The following is a 20,717-nucleotide window of genomic DNA, read 5'->3' as shown; positions in this document are numbered from 1 at the left end:
CATATCTAATTATATTAAACCTATTAAAGTCTATAATTATAAGCTAGATTTACATTCTCGTAAACAAGTCAAAAGAACGATGTACTTTAGAGCTAGTATATCACAAAAGTAAATCATCTTTTGATTATCAAAATTTTTTTATTTCTATTTCATGTGAACTGAATTAAACTTAAAAAGAAAGATTTTATTAGCATTAGAGGAGGTCTAATTATGAACAAAAAAATTGGATTAGGATTCATCGGAGCTGGCGGAATAGCCGGTGTCCATCTAGAACAATTTCAACAATTAGAGCAAGCTCGGCTAATTGGAATCACCGATGTTTTCAAAAGCGCGGCTGAAGAAAAAGCGAAAAGATTCGGGGTTGAGATCGTATATAAAACAGCACAAGACTTGCTAGAAAACCCAGAAATAGATGCTGTTGTCATATGCGTTCCGAATAAAGAGCATTCATCATTAGCTATTGAAGCGTTGCTTGCAAATAAGCATGTCTTACTTGAAAAACCAATGGCTTTAAATAGTGAGCAAGCAAAAGAAATTGTTCGTGTCCAAAAATCAACAAATAAACAATTGATGGTAGCTCACCAAATGAGATGGCAATGGCACGTTCAGCAAATCATTAAACTAATAAATAAAAAGTCCTTTGGATCGATTTATCATGTTAAAACAGGTTGGTTAAGAAGAAAAGGGATTCCAGGATGGGGGAGCTGGTTTACGCAAAAGGCTGAATCCGGTGGAGGACCTTTAATAGACATTGGAGTGCACATGTTAGATGTTAGTTTATATTTAATGGGTAATCCTAAACCAGTCTCTGTGTTCGGCTCCACCTACTCGGAATTCGGCCCTTTACAAAAAGGAATTGGAGAATGGGGTAAACCTGATTGGCAAGGAAAGTATGATGTTGAGGACCTAGCAACCGCCTTAATTAAGATGGAGGATGGCTCTACTTTAAGCCTAGATGTAAGTTGGGCAGCTCATGTAGATACGGATAATCAACCTTATGTCCAGCTTTTAGGCACGGAAGGTGGGGCTCATATTCGAGGCAATCAAGCAAAAATATTAACAGAAAGCTTCAATCAAACGGTCGATTTACCTTTAAATCAGTCTGAAAGTGTGGAAAATGACCGAATTTTATTATCTAAACATTTTTTAGAATCCATTGTGCTCAATCATGAGCCATTAATACCTGCTACGAGTGGCTTAACCACTAATTTAATTTTAGATGCTATTTATGAATCCTCCCGTACAGGTGATGAAGTAAAACTCAATTGGGACCTATAAGAAATGTTACTACAAAACCTTTATTTATTACATAAAAAGCAGCGCTTTGACGTTGCTTTTTTATATTTATGTAGAGAACTTGCAAAGCTTCTCTTCTCTCAAGCCATCAAAAAGAGGCCAGGACAATTCCTCACGAATGAATAATTCCACACATGTTATGTCCCCGGCTGTTCGCTCGCCCAAGATAATTCGCTTTTGGTTGGGAGCTGCCAAACTAACTTTTTTCGGGATGGCCACTTCCTCCCACTGGAGTCTCTGTACCTTGTGTCCGCTAGCCTACTATTTTCATAGGGAATCTACCCGTTCAAAAAACCCCTCCTTTTTTAGCAAGGAGAGGTCTATCGTTATTTTGTATTTATCCACTACAAATCATTTCAAATTTCGCAATAGGGTTTTCATTTCTTTAAAAACAACTTCGGTCTCAAACTTTAGATAGCCATTAATTATGACCTTGTCGCCCAGAGCATGCCTTTTTTCATAAGCTTTTGAACTTCTTCTTGCTTCACAATTTCTAGTGAGTGACCTAGAGAACAATAATAAACTCGGCCTTTTCCCCATTGCTTAGACCATACGACTGGCATATGAACTTCTCCATTGACAGCATGTGGACCATCTACTAATGGAAATTTCGTAGTGGCATGAACATTAGCTGCTGGATCAACGTGCATATAGTATTGTTCAGATTTTACTTTAAAGGTTTTCATACCTGCAGTTAGATGATGGTTTTCATCTACAATGTCTACCTCATATTCAACTAAATCATTTCCTGGATGTGCTACCCATTGCCCCCCTACCATAAACTGGTAATCAACAGCCATTCTGAAGCTATCTCCCATTCCACCATGCAAGCCTGCAAGTCCTGTACCCTTCTCAACAGCTTCTAGCAAAGGCTTTAATTGAGACTCTTCAATTTGACCCTGTGTCCAGTTAGGAACGATTAAATCAAAATCAGTTAGGACGTATTCTTCTAGTACATCCAATGTCGTTTCCGTACTTACTTCATACCCTTCTTCCCTTAATTGCTGAGAAAGAAATTGACCAACCTCAATAGGTTCATGCCCTTCCCAACCACCTGAAAATACTAAAGCTTTTTTCTTCAATCCATACGCCTCCTAGTTTTCTGTTCAAACTAATAATGATGATTCATTAATAATTAATTTAGTTGCTAATTTCACCTGTTTATATTCAACTTTTGAATGGGCTATATCGTTTAATACCTTTTCAGCTGCATGCTTTCCCATTTCTCGAAAAGGTACCTCAACACTTGTTAATGTCGGGGTAACAAGTCTAGATAAGTCTGAATAATCATACCCTACTAAGGCTATATCTTTCCCAGGCTGTATTTCTAATTCTTCTAATCTTCTCATTACACCAATCGCCATTCTATCATTTGCACAATAAATAGCATCCATGTCCAATGTTAGAATAGAATCTGTTTTTTGATAACCACTTGTTCTACTATAATCTCCGTAGTGAATGAATTCTTCTAATAAAGGCAATCCCCACTCTTTACAAGCCTTTTTATAACCCGCTAATCGATCAGAGCTGTTCGAAAATACGAGAGGACCATTTAAAAAAGCGATTTTTTTACAGCCTTGTTCATATAAATGCTGAATCACTTGATGACTTCCATCTTCATGATTAGCATCAACCTCGGAAAATTCCTGAGAGGAGAAATGTTGATTCACCATACAGAAAGGCAAATTTCTTTTATGCAGTTTCTCAAGGTTTCGAATCTCTTCCTCTCTATGTTTTGCACCAAGAATTAGACAAGCATCGATTTCGTGACGTAAAAAGTATTGTTCATAATCCATAGGGTTACTTTCATGTTGAAACAATAACACCATATTATAATGGTTTTTTTCAGTCACTTCCCCTATTCCTTGTAAAACCTCTGCAAAGAAATAATTAGAGAAAACATTAGCAGAAGGAATATATGGTAAAACAACACCTATATTGCCACTTTTTCGTTTAGCAAAGTTTTGTGCCAATACATTTGGATAATAATTCAATTGAGATGCAACCTTTAAAACTCTCTCTTTCGTTTCTGCTTTAACTGAGTGGTGATTACTAAATACTCGAGAAACGGTTGCTTCTGAAACCTCTGCTATTTTTGCGACGTCTTTTCTTGTTACGTTTGACATTACAATAGTCCTTTCTTTTCACCATACCATCCTGCTATCGAACGGTATCAATCGATTTCCAGCTATTTTCAAGAGAAGATTGCTCAACTGCATGTAAGACCTCTTGATTTCGAAGTCCATCTATAAAGTCTGGTTTTGGCTGTGTTTGATTATCTATACCATCAAATAAATCCTTTACTAAATTAATAAATGTATGCTCATATCCTATAATGTGACCCGATGGCCAATAGGCGGAAGCATAAGGATGAATTTCTTCCGTACAGTTTATTGTTCTAAAGCCCTTTAATCCTTCTTCATCTCCTTCAAAGTAGACCTCTAGTAAATTCATATTTTCTAAATCCCACTTTATAGAGCCTTTTTCTCCATTAATTTCAAAACGATTTCCATTTTTATTTCCTCCAGCAAAGCGTGAGGATTCAAAAGTACCAATCGCTCCATTTTCGAATTTTGCAAGAAATAATGCTGCATCATCGACCGTGACTTGACCCATTTCAGTATTTTGATTTTTCTTGGCACTGAGTCCTTGAACCATATCTCCTGTTGGACGTTCTTTAATAAATGTTTCAAGCAAGGAAACAACATCCGTTATCTCACCAATTAAGAATCTAGCTAAATCGATACTATGAGCTCCAATGTCCCCTAAGGCACCTGTACCCGTAACCTCTTTATCTAGACGCCATGTAAGAGGAAATTCCGGGTCCATTAGCCAATCTTGCAAATAAGTGGCTCGAACTTGTCGTATCTTCCCTAATTTCCCTTCATCTATTAGCTTTTTCGCATATTGTACGGCTGGTGCAAATCGATAATTATGACAAATCATCGCAATTTTTCCAGATTTCCTTGCTACCTCTTCCATTTTTATAGCCTGCTCCAAGTTTAAAGCAAGTGGTTTTTCACAAATGACATGTTTTCCTGCTTCCAAAGCAGCAATCGCCATTTCAGCATGTAGATGGTTTGGAGTGACAATATCTATTAAATCAATCTCTGGGTCCTCAATTACTTTCTTCCAATCCGTTTCAGTTTGTTGAAAGCCCCAGTTGGTCGCAGCTTGCTTTACTTCTTGTTCATTTCTTCCACATAGCGTTTTTAAAACAGGCGTTTTTCCAGTTTTAAAATAGAAAGGCATATTACGATAAGCGAGACTATGCGCCTTTCCCATAAATTTATAGCCGATCATTCCAATATTAATTTGATTGCTCATTTTACATTCCCCTTCCTTCATTTAAAAGAATCATTACACCCACCACATATCATTTGGTTGCTCTCGATAAAGTACGGTTTGTAGGTTGCGCACAGCTGTAGCAAATCCCTCTTCAATGGACATGATTGGATCTTCATGCTCAATACTAACTACATAATCGTAACCAAAAGTTCGAAGCGCACTCATAATATTTGCCCATTCTTGCATACTATGGCCTAATCCTACGGAACGGAAATTCCAGGACCTTGTTTGTATGTTTCCGTATGATTGCATGTCTGTTAAGCCATACATATTTACGTTATCTTGATCAATAAAGGTATCTTTAGCATGGAAATGATGAATTGCATTTGCTTTTCCTAAAATTTTAATAGCACCAACTGGGTCAATTCCTTGCCACCAAAGATGACTAGGGTCTAGATTTGCTCCAATTGCATCAGAGGTCGCTTCGCGTAATTTCAATAATGTATAAGGCGTGTGTACTAAAAAGCCCCCATGAAGTTCTAGACCGATTTTCACTCCATTTTCATCTGCTAATTGAGCCATTTCCTTCCAATATGGAATTAATTTCTCTTCCCATTGCCATTTTAAGATATCTTGAAAATCATTTGGCCAAGGTGCTACTGGCCAATTGGGGTATTGATCATTTTCAGATGCTCCAGGTGTTCCACTGAACGTATTAACAACTGGAATATTTAATAAATTGGCTAGCTTAATAGACTTCACAAAAGCTTGATGACAATCCTCGGCAAAAGCTTTGTCAGGGGAAAGCGGATTACCATGACAGCTTAATGAGCTTATGTTCAAGCCTCTAGATGTAACCGCATTCAAAAAGGATTCTCTTTTTTCTTTGCTTTCTAGTAATTCATCTAGTTTACAATGTGCATCCCCTGGATAACCCCCTGTTCCAATCTCAACAGAATCCAACCCAGATTCCTTTACATAATCCAACATCTCTTCAAATTTCTTGTCAGAAAATAAAACAGTAAATACACCTAACTTCATCTTCTACACTCTCCTTTAGCTTTTGTGATTTAAATAACATTTAAAACTTTCGCTTAAGCAAAAAGATGTACACGCGTACATTTTCTAACTTTCTGATTATTTTGTCAAGAGGTTTCACCTTTTTATTTATAAGATCGAATGAATTTCATCCTTCCTATCTTTTAATAAAAACCGAAAGATTAAGTTTTTGATTTTCACTTTAGGTAGATGCTTTCCCAAAAGCTTTTCGTCAGAGTGGATCTTCAAACGGCGCTCATCCTTTGGGAGCCACTACCTACCATTACAATAACGAGTGAATTCGCAAACATTCAAGACATTTTATAATAATGGTTTGGAATCGTTTACTTATAAAGCAATGATGAAATGGACTCTATTATCAAAAAATGACGTTTAAGTAATAATGAGCCCCCAATCGCTCATCTATTTCATAGAAAATCATCAAATGTAAAAGGACCTTCCTTCTAATCAAAGTAAGGAAAGTCCTATTCGTTGCTTATTTTATATTTTGCTATATTAAGAACTTTATAAACAGAGTAATTTTATGATTGTCCTTTTTGGGCTTGCCATTTTTGATGATGCTGCTTCTGTATTTCAAGTCCTTCTTCAATCGTTGTTTTGGCTTCGAACTGAAGTAACGTCTTCGCTTTTTCAATCGATAAGGTCGATACAATAGAGCGCTCTCTCAATTTATCAGGCTCATCGGTTAATAATTGAATACCAGCATACCATTCGTCCCGTTTTCCAGTCGCTATATGGAAAATCTCTTTTACATGTGGAGTTTGAATGGCTAACATCAATGCCTCTATTAAATCATCAATAAATAGGACATCTATTAATGACCGGTCAATACTAGGCTGGTCTACTTGATTTAACAATTGCTGATAGGTCATATCCTCACGCTGAAACGGACCATAAACGGTTGGCAATCGATAAATTAAGAAATCAATTCCTTTTTCTTTACCTATTTTCTTTATAATAGTTTCACTTGCCAACTTCGTAATCCCATAGGCAGAAGTGGGGTTTGTTGGCGTTTTCTCCGTAATAAGTCCAGGTCTTTCGCCATAAACCTGAACAGTAGATGGGTATATAAACCGCGTTTTCTCTGAGCAATTCATTAAAAGTTGTTTCGTTAAAAATACATTATTGGCAATGACTTCTTGTAACCTTGGCCATTTACTATCAAACTTTGTCGAGGCAGCTAAATGAAACACCACATCAGCATCAGCTAAAACTTCTTGCAAATCGACATTCTCTATTTTTTCTTTAATTAAATGAAATAAAGCGTTACGGCCTAAACGCATTCTCATTTCTTCAATCTCTCGTTCTCTATCTTTTGGGACTTCATCAATTCCTACTACCTCATATCCTGATTGGACTAAACGTTGGCATAGGTGATAGCCTATAAATCCCATCGCTCCTGTTACAACAACCTTTTGCATGTCTATCCTCCTAATCATATCCATTCATTTCCTGAATCTATCTAGCACACCCCCTCCTCCTAATTAGAGAAGAGAGGGTTTTATAGCTTTTTTTCATTTTTTTTATAAAACGTACACACTGGCTGCAAAAAGGATGAAAAGCTTTTTCCAAGCCCGTATAATGACAAATTCATGTTTTCATTTTGTTGATGACACGCCTTTTCAAAAGGTCGACTATGAACTTCCATTGGATACTTTTTTTCTGTCATTAATTGATAGATTTGTATGGGTGGCAATGGTTTAATTTCACCAAAATCAATGACCTTTTTACACGCTTCTTCTGTAACTTGACTTTCTTTTAAATCATGAGCCATCGCAAACTCCTGTACAAACCTTTTATAAAACAATTTATTGCTTTTTTCTTGTACATATACTTTATCTACATAAATACAAGGATTTAAAAGGAATACAGACCGAATGAAGTTCTTTTTATGCTCCATTAATTTCAGGGCGACTAACGCTCCCATCCCTTCGGCAAACAAATGAAATTTTTGATTTAATATTTGCTTTTTTATAAGTTGATGATGAATCTTTTCTAAATACTGAACCGCTTTTTTACTACCCCAATGCTTCCCAAATAATTGTGAGGTTATTACCGTATATCCTTCTTCTATTAAAGAGTTCAAAAAAGCCTGACGCTCGGGATGTTGCTGCCAAATACTCGAATCCTTCTCCACAGGACGCTCATTTTCTGAAAGCAAGATGATTGCGAAGCCATTAGGACGATAAGGCAAATAAACAACATTAGCTTGATCTTCTAAATAAAAATAGTGTGCAAAAGTACTCATGTCCTCGCCTCTTTATCATATTCTTCTCCTAATCTTGTTCATCCTTATATTACCGTATGCAACCATCAATCATTCGGAAACAACTACGGTCAAAAATAAACAAGAATCTACTTTAAGGAGATAGCTTCTGAATTTAACGGTTTGGATATTTATATGATTTATTAGACATTTTCATGAAAATACCTTTTACAAATTGAAAAACCCTTATCTAAAAAAACTATTTTTAGATAAGGGACTACTATATCATCGTATAACAAGTATTTAGCTTTTGACAATCGATGCAAGAATAGCTTTTTGAGCATGCAACCTATTTTCAGCCTGATCATAGATGACCGATTGCGTACCATCTATAACATTTGCAGCTACTTCCTCACCACGATGTGCAGGTAAACAATGTAGAAAAATGTAATCAGACTTCGCAAGGCTCACTAGCTCTTCATTCACCTGAAAATCAGAAAAAGCATCTTCTCGCTTTTGTTGCTCTTGCTCATATCCCATACTTGCCCAAACATCCGTGTAAATAATATCCGCGTCTTTAACAGCTTCTTTAGGGTCCGAAGAAGCAGATACATTCCCACCCGTTTCTTCTGCCACTTTTTTGGCTTGCTCTAAAACATTAGCATTTACTTGGTAACCTTCAGGTGAACAGACTTGAACGTCCATGCCCATTTTTGCTCCAGCGACTAATAAAGAATGGGCAACATTATTGCCATCACCGATATAAACTAGCTTTAGACCCTTTAACTTTTTCTTATGCTCTAAAATGGTCAATAAGTCAGCCAAAGCTTGACAAGGGTGGTACATATCCGTTAAAGCATTGATAACAGGAACGCTAGAATGCTGTGCGAATTCTACTACTTGCTCATGAGAATTTTTTCGAATCATAATCGCGTCGACATATCTGGATAATACTTGGGCTGTATCCTTTATTAATTCTCCTCTTCCGATTTGCAGGTCCTTTGGACTTAAAAATAAAGCATGTCCACCTAGCTGGGTCATCCCTACTTCAAATGAGACTCTAGTTCTTGTAGAAGAATTTTCAAAAATCATTCCTAATGATTTACCAGCTAAAATAGGTGTTGGTTGACCATTTTTTAATTTTTCTTTCAAATCGATAGCTAATTCAAGTAACTGCTCAATTTCTTGAGGGCTATAATCGAATAAAGTCAAAAAATCTCTATTTAATAGTGTATCTTGCTTCATTTCTCCTACTCCTTTATTTAAAAAAGCCAGCCTTTTTCTTAAATAGATGATATAGCTGGCTCCTTCCCTTTTTTTAACCACTCTTGTAATGATGTGCAAGGAATATCGCCGTTTAACTCAGCACCCTGAAGCATAGCTTCTAAGGTAGTTAATTCGGTAATGACCGTTATTCTTTGTCTTAATGCTTCTTTTCTGTTCATTTCGCCTGTTTTAAAGCCAGGCTTTGGTAGTGAAATTAGGGCAATACAATCATCTCTTTTTAACCAATCTGAGAAATGCTCATATGTGAAAGTAAAGCCTAACTTCTCTAACGCTTTAGCGTAAGAGCTCTCTTTCCAACTATAGCTTGGATCTGCCTCAACAAAAATCGAACCTTTCTCCCTAAAGAAAGCTGGGATTTGTCCTTGTGACCAAGCAAAGGCTTTATGAAAAGCTTCATCAATATGATTACTTATACTGATAAGTTCACCCGTAGATTTCATTTCAGCTTCTAAAAGCGGATCTAGTCCTGAAAGCTTTTGATGAGAGAAGATAGGTGCCTTAACCGTATAAAAGGAAGGTGAATCAACGATTTTTTCCTTAACACCAATCTCTTTTAATGATTGACCTAATAATAATTGGACCGTTTGATGTATAAAGGGCTGGTCATAGACTTTACTTAGTATTGGAACCGTTCTAGATGCTCTAGGGTTTATCTCAATCACATAAACTTCATTTTCATAATAGACAAATTGGATATTAAAAATCCCTTTAAAATCCATTCCTTGAGCGATCTTTTCTGAATATTGAAGGATCGTTGCTTTCACTTCATCACTAACCGAGAAAGGTGGAGTCACAGCCATGCTGTCACCTGAATGAACCCCTGCTTTTTCTACGTGTTCAAACATTCCTGCAATATGAATAGCTTTTCCATCCGTTAAAACATCGACTTCAAGTTCAATACCTGGGTAGTAGGCATCAATCAGAACAGGGAAAGACGTGTCATTTTTCTTATCCTGATAATAACGTTCAAGTTCCTCTTGATTCGTAAAAATCATCATCCCTTGACCGCCAATGACATAAGAAGGACGTATTAAAATTGGATACCCTATGTTCTTTGCTTCTTTAATCGCTTCTTCCTCGTTATTTGCAATGACACCTGGAATATGTGGTACGTCTACCTTTTGCATAAATTGGTAAAATAAACCTCTATCCTCGAGCATATCGATACAAGAAAGATTTGTTCCAAATAATGTAACTCCAGCCTGTTCTAAGCCTTCTACTAAAGAGATAGCCGTTTGACCACCAAGCTGAACAATAACACCCTCTACCTTTTCTAATTCAACCACATCTAGAACATCTTCAACGGTTAATGGTTCAAAGTATAATCGATCGGCAGTCGCATAATCGGTACTAACCGTTTCAGGATTATTATTCATGATGATAGCCTCATAGCCTAATTGATGAAGACTATGAGCACCATGAACCGAACAATAATCAAACTCGATACCTTGACCAATTCTAATAGGTCCAGAACCTATAATTAAAACTTTTTTACTGTTCTCAGATGGAACAACATCATTTTCTCCCGTCCAACTTGAGTAAAAATAAGCTGTTGATGCTGTAAATTCACCTGCACACGTGTCCACCATTTTATAAGAAGGATGAATATTCAATTCCTTCCTCTTACTTCTTATTTCCTGTAAATCTATCTTCCACTTTTGAGCTAACCACTGGTCAGAAAATCCATATCTTTTAAATCTCTGTAAAACGTTTTTGTTTAAATCGGAGAAAGATTGCTGTTCAATTTCTTTCTCCAGTTTTATTAAACGTTCATAAGCATTTAAAAAGAAATAATTAATTTGAGTCGCTTCATGAAGCTCTTTAACCGTTATACCTCTTCTTAAAAGCTCTAACATTGCAAAGAAACGACGATCCTCGGCTTTCTTTACGATTGACCATAACTCATCTATTGACCATAATTCTAATTGCTTAAGTGAAAGGCCTTCTGTTTTAATTCCTAATGAACGAACAGCTTTTTGTAAAGCAGCTTCTAAATTTCGTTCAATGGCCATTACCTCACCTGTCGCCTTCATTTGCGTGCCTAATGAGCGATCAGCATGGACGAATTTGTCAAATGGCCAACGGGGAAATTTGACAATTACATAATCTAACGCAGGCTCAAAACTCGCATACGTATGGCCTGTTACTGGATTTAGTAATTCATGTAAATGGTAACCTAAACTAAGCTTGGCAGCCATTCTTGCAATTGGATAGCCAGTAGCTTTTGAAGCTAAGGCTGAGGAACGGCTAACTCTTGGGTTCACCTCAATTAAATAGTATTGCTTACTGTTCGGATCCAAGGCAAATTGTATATTACATCCACCAACAATTCCTAGCGCTCGAATAATTTTAATTGAAACCGATCGAAGCATTTGATATTCAACATCTGTCAGTGTTTGTGAAGGTGCGACGACGATAGAATCTCCAGTATGTACACCAACTGGGTCAATGTTTTCCATATTACACACAGTAATACATGTATCATTACTATCTCTCATCACTTCGTATTCGATTTCTTTAAAACCTGCAATGCTTTTCTCAATCAAGCATTGATTGATTGGACTAAGCTCTAACCCACCACGAATAATGGATTGTAACTCCTTTTCATTCTCGGCAATACCTCCACCAGCACCACCTAAAGTATAAGCAGGTCGCACAATAATCGGATAACCCGTTTTGTTAGCAAATGCAAGAGCTGCATCAACCGTCGTCACAATTTCACTCTCAGGAACCGGCTCATTTAAATCATTCATTAGCTGTCTAAATAACTCTCTATCTTCGCCCTTTTTAATCGAATCAATAGGCGTACCTAATAAATCAATTTGGTGCTTATTTAAAATTCCTTGGTCATGTAAGGCTAATGCTAAATTTAATCCTGTCTGTCCACCTAGTGTAGCAAGAATTCCATCAGGTTTCTCTTTGATGATAATTTTTTCTACATTTTCAACGGTTAAAGGCTCAAAGTAGACGATATCTGCACAAGACTCATCTGTCATAACTGTAGCAGGATTATTATTTAATAAAATAACCTTTACTCCTTCTTCTCTTAACGCCAAACAGGCCTGTGTACCAGCATAATCAAATTCTGCCGCTTGACCAATGACTATTGGTCCAGAACCTATAACTAGTACAGAATTAATCTCTCTTTGTTTAGGCATATACTTTCTCTCTCCCTTTTGACTTCAGCATCTCAACAAACATATCGAACATACTTTCACTATCACTAGGCCCTGGATGAGCCTCAGGGTGGAATTGAATGGTTAGAATAGGATGAATTTCATGCTCTAAGCCTTCAATTGATCCATCATTTATGTTATAAAACCTAGGTTTAAACCCTGTATTAGCTAAACTATCTTCATTAACAACATAGCTATGATTTTGTGAGGTCATATACACTTGATTGGTGCTCGTATCAATAACTGGCTGATTCGCTCCTCTGTGTCCAAAGCGAAGTTTTTTAGTGTCAGCTCCAAAAGCCAATGCTAATAATTGATGTCCTAAGCATATGCCTAGAGTAGGATATTTGCTCGCTAGCTTTTTTATACTGCTTAATTCACTTTCTAATTGCTTAGGATTTCCTGGACCATTTGATAATAAAATACCGTCGGGAGATAATGCTTCCAGATGATCGTCCACCATTTTGTAAGGCAAAACCGTTACTTTCATTCCCTTATTCAAAAGCATATCTACCATTGATTTTTTATAACCAAAATCGATTAGAACGACATGCTCATCACCTTCACCATATTCAGTGATTTCAGTTGATGTAACCTGTGAAACCACATTAACATTTTCGAGAACCTCGTATTGATCGAAGGTAACCTTTGAAGGGTCCGTTGTCAGTATGGCTCTCATATCACCTTGTTCACGGATTCTTTTTACTATCGCTCTAGTATCTACATTTTTAATTAACGGAATATTAGCTTCCTCACAACCAAGTTCCAGTGAATGTTTACATTCATAATGATAGCCATTTTCTGAAAGCTCATGAACGATTAAGGCCGATGCCTGTGGTTTAAGACTTTCAAAATCATGTTCGTTTATTCCATAATTTCCTATAAGAGGATAGGTGAAAATAACCATCTGACCTTTAAAGGAAGGATCGCTTAATACTTCCTGATAGCCCGTCATTCCTGTAAAGAAAACAATTTCCGCATGTATGTCCTCTTCTATAGTCCCTACCATTTCTCCAGTAAAAACTTCTCCATTTTCTAATACAATATATCCTTCCATCTCCATACCTCCGTCCAACGAATGTTCATTCTATCCAGTGTATTTTTATGCATTCATAAACATAAATAATTAAAACGTATATTTCTCTACGCTTCTATTGAGCTTTTTTCTTCCTGAGATACTTCCTGAATAACTTCTGACAATATATCTATTGCTTGATTTAGCTGTTCCGTCGTTACGATGAGTGGAGGTAAAATACGGATTACGTTAGGTCCTGCTTGTAATACTAATAATCCTTTATCTCGACACGTTTTTAAAATTTTATCGACAGGGATTTGGCACTCAATCCCTATTAAGAATCCTAGTCCTCTTACTTCTTTAACTAACGAACATTCTTTGAACGTACTTCTTAAATTCTCTAAGAACTCCTCTGAATTTTGACGAACTTCCTCTAAAAAGCTTTCTTGGAAAACTTCCGTTAAGACCGCCTTGGCAGCCGACATAGCCAATGGATTCCCACCAAAGGTTGAACCGTGAACTCCTGCAGTAAAGTAATCTCTTAAGCTAGCTTTTCCTAGCATCGCTCCAACTGGGAAGCCATTTCCTAAGCCTTTGGCAACTGTTACAATGTCGGGAGATAAATCATAATGCATATAGGCGAAAGGTCTTCCTGTTCTACCGATACCCGTTTGTATCTCATCGACAATGAGTAAAATATCATGTTTATTTAAAAGTTGTTTTAGCTGTTCGATATAAGAAGCACTTAAAAGCTGAACGCCACCTTCTCCTTGAACAACTTCAATCATAATAGCAGCCACTTCATTATCAATTAAAGACTCTAGTGCATGAATATCATTTATAGGTGCATAAACAAAGCTGGAAACTAAAGGACCAAAACCACTATGAATCTTTTCTTGTCCTGTTGCTGTCATCGTAGCAAATGTTCGACCATGAAATGAATTTTTCAAAGTAATTATTTTGTGCTTATTCGTTGCTTTTCTAGCTAATTTAATGGCAGCTTCATTTGCTTCAGCACCACTATTACTAAAGAAAACATAATCAGCACAGCTATGTGTGACTAAAAGTTCAGCTACTTCCTCTTGCCCTTTTATTTGAAACAAATTAGATGTATGCCATAATTTGTTTAATTGCTCCTGAACTGCTTTATTTACCTTTGGATGATTATGTCCTAAATTACATACGGCAATTCCAGAAATAAAATCTAAATATTCTTTGCCATTGTCATCTATTAGTGTGGCTCCGTGACCACTTTCGGCTTTCACTTCCCATTTAGCATAAGTTGGAAATAAATAACTCATTTACATTCCTTCCTTCTATAGCATATTCGTTACTGTTTGCTTTTTTACAATTTTTGTACCGTACAATAATTGCTTAGAGTTAGGCTGACTTAAATAGCTGCCTTTACCATTCATAATCCAAACTGCATTTAGTGGACCTGTTAAGCTTTTTATCGCTGCCTTCACCTTCGGAATCATTCCACCGTATATCGTTCCATCCTGTATATAATGTTCGATTTCTTCTGAAGTGACGACATCTAGCAATTGATTATCTTTTAATATTCCATCTACATCCGTAACAAATACTAATTCTTCTGCATCCATGGCAGAAGCAATCGCTGCCGCTGCACTATCTGCATTTACATTAAAATGCTGTCCTTTATCATCAATCCCTATTGGAGCAATAACTGGTATATAACTCTTCTGTAAAAGCTCGTTAATTAAGACACTGTTTACATACACAGGCTCTCCTACATATCCCAGCTTCTCTTCATCTATTGCTTTAACCACTAGTAATCGACCATCACTTCCCGATAATCCAATAGAATCAGCACCCTGCTCCTGAAGACTTCTTACTAATTGTTTATTCATTTTCCCACACAGAACCATTTCAGCTGTTTCTAGAACCGCATCAGTTGTTTTTCGTAATCCCTCAACAAAAGTGGTTTTTATTTTTAACTGGGTTAGCATTTCATTGATAGCAGGGCCACCACCATGAACGATAATTGGTTGCTTTCCTGCCAATTTTAATGACATAATACTTTCAAAGAACGTATCTGTTAATTCAGAAATGGTACTGCCTCCACATTTAACGACGACTACTTCACTCACGATGCTTTCCTCCCCATTACGTTCTATAACCGGCATTGATTCTTACATAGTCATAGGTTAAGTCACAACCCCAAGCCTTTCCGAACCCATTTCCAACATGTAAATCAACAAATATTTGAACGACGTCATTTTTTAAATAAGTCGTAGCTTCTTCCTCAGAAAATGAAACAGGACTGCTTTCCTTTAGCGTATTTATTGAACCTAAGCTAATATCAATGGTATCAGGATTTATTTCACAGCCGCTATAACCAATCGCACAAATAATTCTCCCCCAATTTGCATCCGTTCCATAAACAGCCGACTTTACGAGGTCTGAACCTACTATTTGTTTTGCGACCATCCCTGCTTCTTGGTCATCTAAAGCTCCAGCCACAATCACTTCTATAAGCTTTGTAGCTCCTTCGCCATCCTTAGCAATTTGCTTGGAAAGTGATTCACATGTTAATTCTAAAGCTTCATAAAATCCAGACCAATCTGGATGTTCTGGCGTTAATGGCTCATGCTTTGCTAGAGCTGAAGCCATCACTACTGCCATATCATTTGTAGATGTATCACCATCAACCGTAATTCGGTTAAAGGTTTTATTCGTAATAGAGGATAAAGCACTCTGTAACTGAGCCGAATCAATATTTGCATCTGTCGTAACAAAAGACAGCATAGTTGCCATATTAGGATGAATCATTCCCGAGCCCTTTGCTACTCCCCCTATCTTCACACTAACTCCATCCACAGTTGTTTCATAACAAGCCATTTTTTTAGTTGTATCCGTTGTTAATATCGCTTCATTAAATTGTTCAGCATCTAAAAATGACTGCTTAGGTGAAAGTAAATCAATTCCTGCTCTAATTTTATCCATTTGCAAATATTCACCAATGACCCCAGTTGATGTAACGGCTACTAGATGCTCTGGACATTCGAATTTTTTGGCTCCAAGACTTCTCATTTCATAGGCATCTTGTAGACCTTGCTTTCCAGTACATGCATTGGCATTTCCACTATTCACAATTAAGGCTTTGATTTTGCCTTCCTTCGCAATACTCTCCTTTGTTACCTGTAAGGGTGCTGCCTGGATTTTATTTAATGTATAGACAGCTGCTGTTGCTGCTGGTACTTCACAAACAATTGCACCTAAATCAAGTCTTTTTCTCTTAACACCTGTATAAACTCCAGAGGCTTTAAAGCCTTCAGGTGATAAAATGTGTCCATTTTCAATTTCGCGCACTTGCTTCTCTATTTTTACTGTACTCACTACTCTACACTCCCTATGGATAAACTGGCGTAAAAGCAAGCCCTTCTTGCTCACTCCAGCCGTTCATTATGTTTAAGTTTTGAATGGCTTGACCTGATGCCCCTTTAACAACATTATCAATAACTGAAACGATGGTTATTCGTTGTGTTCGTTCATCAATCGTAATACCGATGTCACAATAGTTACTTCCAAAAACCTCTTTTGTCGAAGGATACATTCCGTTTGGCCTTAAGCGGACAAAATGATCGTTGGCATATGTATCTTTATACAGATTTCTCAAAAATTCTTCTGTCATTGTCTCTTTTGCTTTTGCATAAATCGTTGTCATAATACCTCTTACCATTGGTACTAAGTGAGGTTGAAAGGTAACATAAGGTAAGTCATCATCCCACTGTCTTAGTTCTTGTTCAATTTCAGGAGTATGTTTGTGCTGATTTATTTGATAAGCTTTGAAATTTTCATTCATTTCACTGTAATGTGTCATTTCACTTGGAGAGCGTCCAGCCCCTGAGGTTCCTGACTTTGCATCTATAATCACTGTATCTAAATCTATTAATCTCTTTTTTACAAGTGGAGCTAATGCAAGTAACGTCGCAGTTGGATAGCAGCCTGGGTTTGCAATAATGGATGCTTTTGCAATCTTTTCTCTATTCCATTCACTCAAGCCATAAACAGCCTCATCAATAATCGATTGATTCGCTGCTTTTCTTTTATACCAATTTTGGTAAACACCTCTATCTGTAATTCTTAAATCTCCAGACAAATCAATCACTTTAAGACCCTTATTTGCTAATGGCTCTGTAATTTCAGCCGATACACCTGGGGGAGTAGCTAGAAATACGGTCTCTACTTGTTGACTTATTTTATCTATATCAATTGGCTGTAAGACCTGTTCATAAATATTCGTTAAGTGTGGATACGATTCATGAATATGCACTCCCTCTTGCGAAGATGAATAAAGGGTAATATCACTTACCTTTGGATGCTGATGAAGCAATCTAAGTAAGTCTGAACCACCATATCCTGTTGCTCCAACAATTCCTATCTTCATCTAATCCCTCTCCATTTCCGTTCACGAACTTTTTTTTATCTTGCTAACATTATAAATATGAATAAAAATAAATTCAACTGTATTTTTATTTTATTTTAAATTTATTTGAAAACTATTTTTTTTCAAATAGGAGAATCTAAATAAATTGAAATAAAAAAGGGCATTTTAATTGAGAAATCTAGCTGTTTTCTTTTTTATAGTAATCTCTCTCTCGTTCAATCTTGATGACTTATAGGATACTTTTTCTATGGATGGCATTCAGAATTTCTAGCACTTAATGAATGAATATCCATTTTAAACATTTACGATGTATCCCTTTTTATACATAAAAAAGACGCCCTTGAGATCATTCTCAAAAGCGTCTGTTCAAACTTTTCGGTTACATTTCATTTTCAATCGTTCTTTTAATATCCTCTATAATAGGTTCTTGGTTCGGTTGCAATCCACTGTACTTTCTTATAACTTGCCCTTCTTTATTAATCAGGTAAAATTGGGTAGAATGAATAATATCGTCATTCTCTTTATCTTCTTGTACAATCGCTGAGAAGGCTTCATTAGATAAAGCGGCCAATTCTTCGATTTCATATCCAGACAAGAAGTGCCAAGTTTCAAGATTTGCACCTACATTGCTTCCGTATTGTTTTAAGTGGTCTGGCGTATCTCTTACAGGATCCACTGTAAAGCTAACAAATTGAAGTTCCACTCCATCTCCTTCAAGTGTTTCCTGTAGTCTCTGCATATTGGGGGTCATTGTAGGACATACCGTTGCACAATAAGTAAAGATCATATTGGCTAAATAATACTGCCCTTCAAGTTGCTCGGTTCCAAATGCTTCATTGTTATGATCCGTGAATGTAAATTCTGGCATGCTTCCTTCAAATTCATAACCTTCTGAGCTTGAGCTTCCTAGCTCATACATCCAGCCACAGCCTGATAAGAATAAAACCATCGTTATAAAAATAAGCTTTTTCATTCTATACGAACTCCTTTATTCTGTGCGTAATTTTTGCGGAATATCACTAATTGTAAGCTCACCATCTTGTTGCTTTTCTTTTGTAATCCATTGTTTAAATACATAACCAATGGTAATTCCATATATAATCTCTTGCATAATCTTCATTAATACGCCTGCCAGCTGCTGGTCCATTCTCGATTCAAGGAAGGAAAAAGAATTTGGACCTGAAAACAGTTCATAGGGTAGGCTCGACCCTGCTGGTAAACAATAGGCCATCGCATTCCCCCAAATGGCTGGATCTGTATAGGTTTGATACATAGCTGAAGGAGCAAAAATAATTAAAGCACATGCTGGTGTAATCATTAGTCCATTGAGAAAAATGTAAAGTATTCTTCGTAAATCTGATAAATAAGCATAGCTTGGTAATGGTTGAATCATAAACCACCACATTAAAAGAGATGAAAAAAATAATCCATATTGAAAAAGACTATGAAGAGCTGGTGCTTGCATCAAAGTGTCAAACATAAATGGGACATGGTAAAATGAAAATAGTCCATTGAATAGGAAAATAGCCGTAATGGGATTCCAAACAAATAATAGCGCTTTTGAATACCGAACCTTGGACAATTTATCAAAGATAGCTTTCAAAAACCACTTTGGCATCGATAATAGAAATAATGGAACAGCCACAAAATAAGCGAAGACCATTTGGGTCATATGTAAGGTAATCATAAAGTGACCAGCTATATAAAGTGGACTCCCCCAACCCAAGTAAAGAGCAATAGTAAACAAAGCAAAATAAAGTTTCTGCCTTAATTTAACAGGTTCTGCATTTTTAAAATGCTTTCTCCATCTATTTATTAAGAGCGAGTAAACACAGGATAATATGACTAAACCAATGATTAGCTCTGGTGTCCATAGTGCTCTAAATGTAAAATTAGACATCAATGATTCCATAAGATGAACCTCCTATGTGCTTTGGAGAATAAGTAAGAGAGTAAAATCTCCATTCATTACTATAACATAATCTCTACCCTAACATTTATAGAGAAAAAGAAGATTTTGTTACCTATTTATGAACAAGGAAGGAAAAAAAGAATGAAAAAACAACATTTAATTGCTCTAGACTTAGACGGAACCTTATTAAAAGATGATAAAACCATATCAGAAAAAACACTCAAGGTCATTGCAAAAGCAAAACAACAAGGACATATCGTTGTCATTTCCACAGGTAGACCTTATAGAGCTAGTATTCAGTATTATCAACAAATGAAACTTGATACTCCGATCGTCAATTTTAACGGTGCCTTTGTTCATCATCCACTAAATCAAAACTTTCAAGCCGTCCATTCTCCTCTTGATTTAGATATAGCCAAAACCGTTATTGAAACGTGCGAGGCATTTGAAGTAAGTAACATTATGGTCGAAGTAATTGACGATTTTTATTTGAGACATTTTGACCAAGTATTAGTTGATTCTTTTGTTGCCGGTCAAAGTCCAGTTGAATATGGAAATTTAATCGACATTGTCAACCAAGACCCGACTTGTATACTTATCCACCCGTTTGATCATCATGCTGAGGAGTTAAAAAACCTATTAAGTAGCGCTCATGCAGAGGTTATCGACCAAAGATCATGGGGAGCACCAATGAATATATTAGAACTAGTTAAATCTGGAGTAAATAAAGCTACAGGCTTAAAAAGGATTGCCGATTATTATCAAATTCCTAGAGATAGAGTCATTGCTTTTGGAGATGAAGATAATGATTTAGAGATGATTGAGTATGCCGGAAAGGGAATTGCAATGGCTAATGCTATAAAAGAGCTAAAATCAATTGCTCATTCTGTGACGTTAACGAATGAAGAAGATGGCCTCGCCCTTTATTTAGAAGACGAGCTTTCTTTAAAATAAAACCAGATGCATCTTAATGATTGAAGTAGTCAATATATACAAAAAACGCCGCAGTCTGATCGATTAATATTTAGTTTAGGAATATCTCACTGCTCATTATAACAGGAGAATAT

17 protein-coding genes are annotated in these 20,717 nt (G+C 36.5%); 2 read left to right on the top strand and 15 right to left on the bottom strand.

Annotation, left to right across the window (positions count from 1 at the left end; translation table 11 throughout):
* The first annotated feature begins 210 nt into the window (after nucleotides 1-210).
* Entirely contained in the window at nucleotides 211-1,278 is a 1,068-nt protein-coding gene (locus tag AZF04_RS10485) for a Gfo/Idh/MocA family protein (protein ID WP_061948646.1), read from the top strand.
* A 443-nt stretch (nucleotides 1,279-1,721) separates the two neighbouring features.
* Here the strand turns inward: AZF04_RS10485 and AZF04_RS10480 are convergent, their stop codons facing one another.
* The 15 genes from AZF04_RS10480 to ctaG all read right to left on the bottom strand — a co-directional run bounded on the left by AZF04_RS10480 (nucleotide 1,722) and on the right by ctaG (nucleotide 19,650).
* Nucleotides 1,722-2,378, bottom strand: coding sequence for a ThuA domain-containing protein (locus AZF04_RS10480; RefSeq protein WP_061948645.1), 657 nt, complete (start codon nucleotides 2,376-2,378; stop codon nucleotides 1,722-1,724).
* Between the two features lie 24 nt (nucleotides 2,379-2,402).
* On the bottom strand, nucleotides 2,403-3,422 hold the full coding sequence (locus tag AZF04_RS10475) for a LacI family DNA-binding transcriptional regulator (protein ID WP_061948644.1): 1,020 nt from the start codon (nucleotides 3,420-3,422) through the stop codon (nucleotides 2,403-2,405).
* Between the two features lie 34 nt (nucleotides 3,423-3,456).
* On the bottom strand, nucleotides 3,457-4,623 hold the full coding sequence (locus AZF04_RS10470) for a Gfo/Idh/MocA family protein (protein ID WP_061948643.1): 1,167 nt from the start codon (nucleotides 4,621-4,623) through the stop codon (nucleotides 3,457-3,459).
* A 33-nt stretch (nucleotides 4,624-4,656) separates the two neighbouring features.
* A complete protein-coding gene (locus tag AZF04_RS10465; protein ID WP_061948642.1) occupies nucleotides 4,657-5,625 on the bottom strand; it encodes a sugar phosphate isomerase/epimerase family protein in 969 nt (322 codons plus the stop codon).
* A 539-nt stretch (nucleotides 5,626-6,164) separates the two neighbouring features.
* Entirely contained in the window at nucleotides 6,165-7,064 is a 900-nt protein-coding gene (locus AZF04_RS10460; protein ID WP_045480341.1) for an NAD-dependent epimerase/dehydratase family protein, read from the bottom strand.
* 80 nt (nucleotides 7,065-7,144) lie between these two features.
* Nucleotides 7,145-7,891 carry a hypothetical protein gene (locus AZF04_RS10455; RefSeq protein ID WP_045480343.1) on the bottom strand — a complete coding sequence of 249 codons (747 nt, stop codon included), beginning with the start codon at nucleotides 7,889-7,891 and terminating at the stop codon, nucleotides 7,145-7,147.
* Between the two features lie 261 nt (nucleotides 7,892-8,152).
* Nucleotides 8,153-9,094 carry an ornithine carbamoyltransferase gene (gene argF, locus AZF04_RS10450; RefSeq protein ID WP_061948641.1) on the bottom strand — a complete coding sequence of 314 codons (942 nt, stop codon included), beginning with the start codon at nucleotides 9,092-9,094 and terminating at the stop codon, nucleotides 8,153-8,155.
* Nucleotides 9,095-9,132: 38 nt separating this feature from the next.
* Entirely contained in the window at nucleotides 9,133-12,294 is a 3,162-nt protein-coding gene (locus AZF04_RS10445) for a carbamoyl phosphate synthase large subunit (protein ID WP_061948640.1), read from the bottom strand.
* Nucleotides 12,287-13,369 carry a carbamoyl phosphate synthase small subunit gene (locus tag AZF04_RS10440; RefSeq protein WP_061948639.1) on the bottom strand — a complete coding sequence of 361 codons (1,083 nt, stop codon included), beginning with the start codon at nucleotides 13,367-13,369 and terminating at the stop codon, nucleotides 12,287-12,289. The genes AZF04_RS10445 and AZF04_RS10440 overlap by 8 nt, the downstream gene beginning before the upstream one ends.
* A gap of 86 nt (nucleotides 13,370-13,455) precedes the next feature.
* Nucleotides 13,456-14,628: an acetylornithine transaminase gene (locus AZF04_RS10435; RefSeq protein ID WP_061948638.1), complete on the bottom strand. Its 1,173-nt coding sequence runs from the start codon at nucleotides 14,626-14,628 to the stop codon at nucleotides 13,456-13,458.
* A gap of 15 nt (nucleotides 14,629-14,643) precedes the next feature.
* Nucleotides 14,644-15,438 (bottom strand): acetylglutamate kinase, encoded by a 795-nt coding sequence (gene argB / locus AZF04_RS10430; protein ID WP_061948637.1) that lies wholly within the window; start codon nucleotides 15,436-15,438, stop codon nucleotides 14,644-14,646.
* Between the two features lie 16 nt (nucleotides 15,439-15,454).
* A complete protein-coding gene (gene argJ / locus AZF04_RS10425; RefSeq protein WP_061948636.1) occupies nucleotides 15,455-16,687 on the bottom strand; it encodes a bifunctional ornithine acetyltransferase/N-acetylglutamate synthase in 1,233 nt (410 codons plus the stop codon).
* 13 nt (nucleotides 16,688-16,700) lie between these two features.
* The gene (argC, locus tag AZF04_RS10420; RefSeq protein ID WP_045480363.1) at nucleotides 16,701-17,738 is read right to left on the bottom strand and encodes an N-acetyl-gamma-glutamyl-phosphate reductase; all 1,038 of its coding nucleotides are present in this window, start codon (nucleotides 17,736-17,738) and stop codon (nucleotides 16,701-16,703) included.
* A gap of 379 nt (nucleotides 17,739-18,117) precedes the next feature.
* Nucleotides 18,118-18,711 carry an SCO family protein gene (locus AZF04_RS10415; protein ID WP_061948635.1) on the bottom strand — a complete coding sequence of 198 codons (594 nt, stop codon included), beginning with the start codon at nucleotides 18,709-18,711 and terminating at the stop codon, nucleotides 18,118-18,120.
* Between the two features lie 15 nt (nucleotides 18,712-18,726).
* Entirely contained in the window at nucleotides 18,727-19,650 is a 924-nt protein-coding gene (gene ctaG, locus AZF04_RS10410) for a cytochrome c oxidase assembly factor CtaG (RefSeq protein ID WP_061948634.1), read from the bottom strand.
* A 141-nt stretch (nucleotides 19,651-19,791) separates the two neighbouring features.
* Here ctaG and AZF04_RS10405 point away from each other — a divergent pair, with 141 nt between their 5' ends.
* Entirely contained in the window at nucleotides 19,792-20,604 is an 813-nt protein-coding gene (locus AZF04_RS10405; RefSeq protein ID WP_061948633.1) for a Cof-type HAD-IIB family hydrolase, read from the top strand.
* Nucleotides 20,605-20,717: the final 113 nt, after the last annotated feature.

The organism is Alkalihalobacillus trypoxylicola, assembly GCF_001590785.1.
Taxonomy (GTDB): domain Bacteria; phylum Bacillota; class Bacilli; order Bacillales; family Bacillaceae_D; genus Alkalihalobacillus; species Alkalihalobacillus trypoxylicola.
Note: the sequence above shows the minus strand (reverse complement) of the source record. Positions and strands in the feature narration are given on the sequence as shown.

Excerpts from the sequence above, each read along its gene's own strand:
- AZF04_RS10485 (WP_061948646.1), top strand. The coding sequence starts at position 211 with ATGAACAAAAAAATTGGATTAGGATTCATCGGAGCTGGCGGAATAGCC.
- AZF04_RS10475 (WP_061948644.1), bottom strand. The coding sequence starts at position 3,422 with ATGTCAAACGTAACAAGAAAAGACGTCGCAAAAATAGCAGAGGTTTCA.
- AZF04_RS10470 (WP_061948643.1), bottom strand. The coding sequence starts at position 4,623 with ATGAGCAATCAAATTAATATTGGAATGATCGGCTATAAATTTATGGGA.
- AZF04_RS10465 (WP_061948642.1), bottom strand. The coding sequence starts at position 5,625 with ATGAAGTTAGGTGTATTTACTGTTTTATTTTCTGACAAGAAATTTGAA.
- AZF04_RS10460 (WP_045480341.1), bottom strand. The coding sequence starts at position 7,064 with ATGCAAAAGGTTGTTGTAACAGGAGCGATGGGATTTATAGGCTATCAC.
- AZF04_RS10455 (WP_045480343.1), bottom strand. The coding sequence starts at position 7,891 with ATGAGTACTTTTGCACACTATTTTTATTTAGAAGATCAAGCTAATGTT.
- argF (WP_061948641.1), bottom strand. The coding sequence starts at position 9,094 with ATGAAGCAAGATACACTATTAAATAGAGATTTTTTGACTTTATTCGAT.
- AZF04_RS10445 (WP_061948640.1), bottom strand. The coding sequence starts at position 12,294 with ATGCCTAAACAAAGAGAGATTAATTCTGTACTAGTTATAGGTTCTGGA.
- AZF04_RS10440 (WP_061948639.1), bottom strand. The coding sequence starts at position 13,369 with ATGGAAGGATATATTGTATTAGAAAATGGAGAAGTTTTTACTGGAGAA.
- AZF04_RS10435 (WP_061948638.1), bottom strand. The coding sequence starts at position 14,628 with ATGAGTTATTTATTTCCAACTTATGCTAAATGGGAAGTGAAAGCCGAA.
- argC (WP_045480363.1), bottom strand. The coding sequence starts at position 17,738 with ATGAAGATAGGAATTGTTGGAGCAACAGGATATGGTGGTTCAGACTTA.
- AZF04_RS10415 (WP_061948635.1), bottom strand. The coding sequence starts at position 18,711 with ATGAAAAAGCTTATTTTTATAACGATGGTTTTATTCTTATCAGGCTGT.
- ctaG (WP_061948634.1), bottom strand. The coding sequence starts at position 19,650 with ATGGAATCATTGATGTCTAATTTTACATTTAGAGCACTATGGACACCA.
- AZF04_RS10405 (WP_061948633.1), top strand. The coding sequence starts at position 19,792 with ATGAAAAAACAACATTTAATTGCTCTAGACTTAGACGGAACCTTATTA.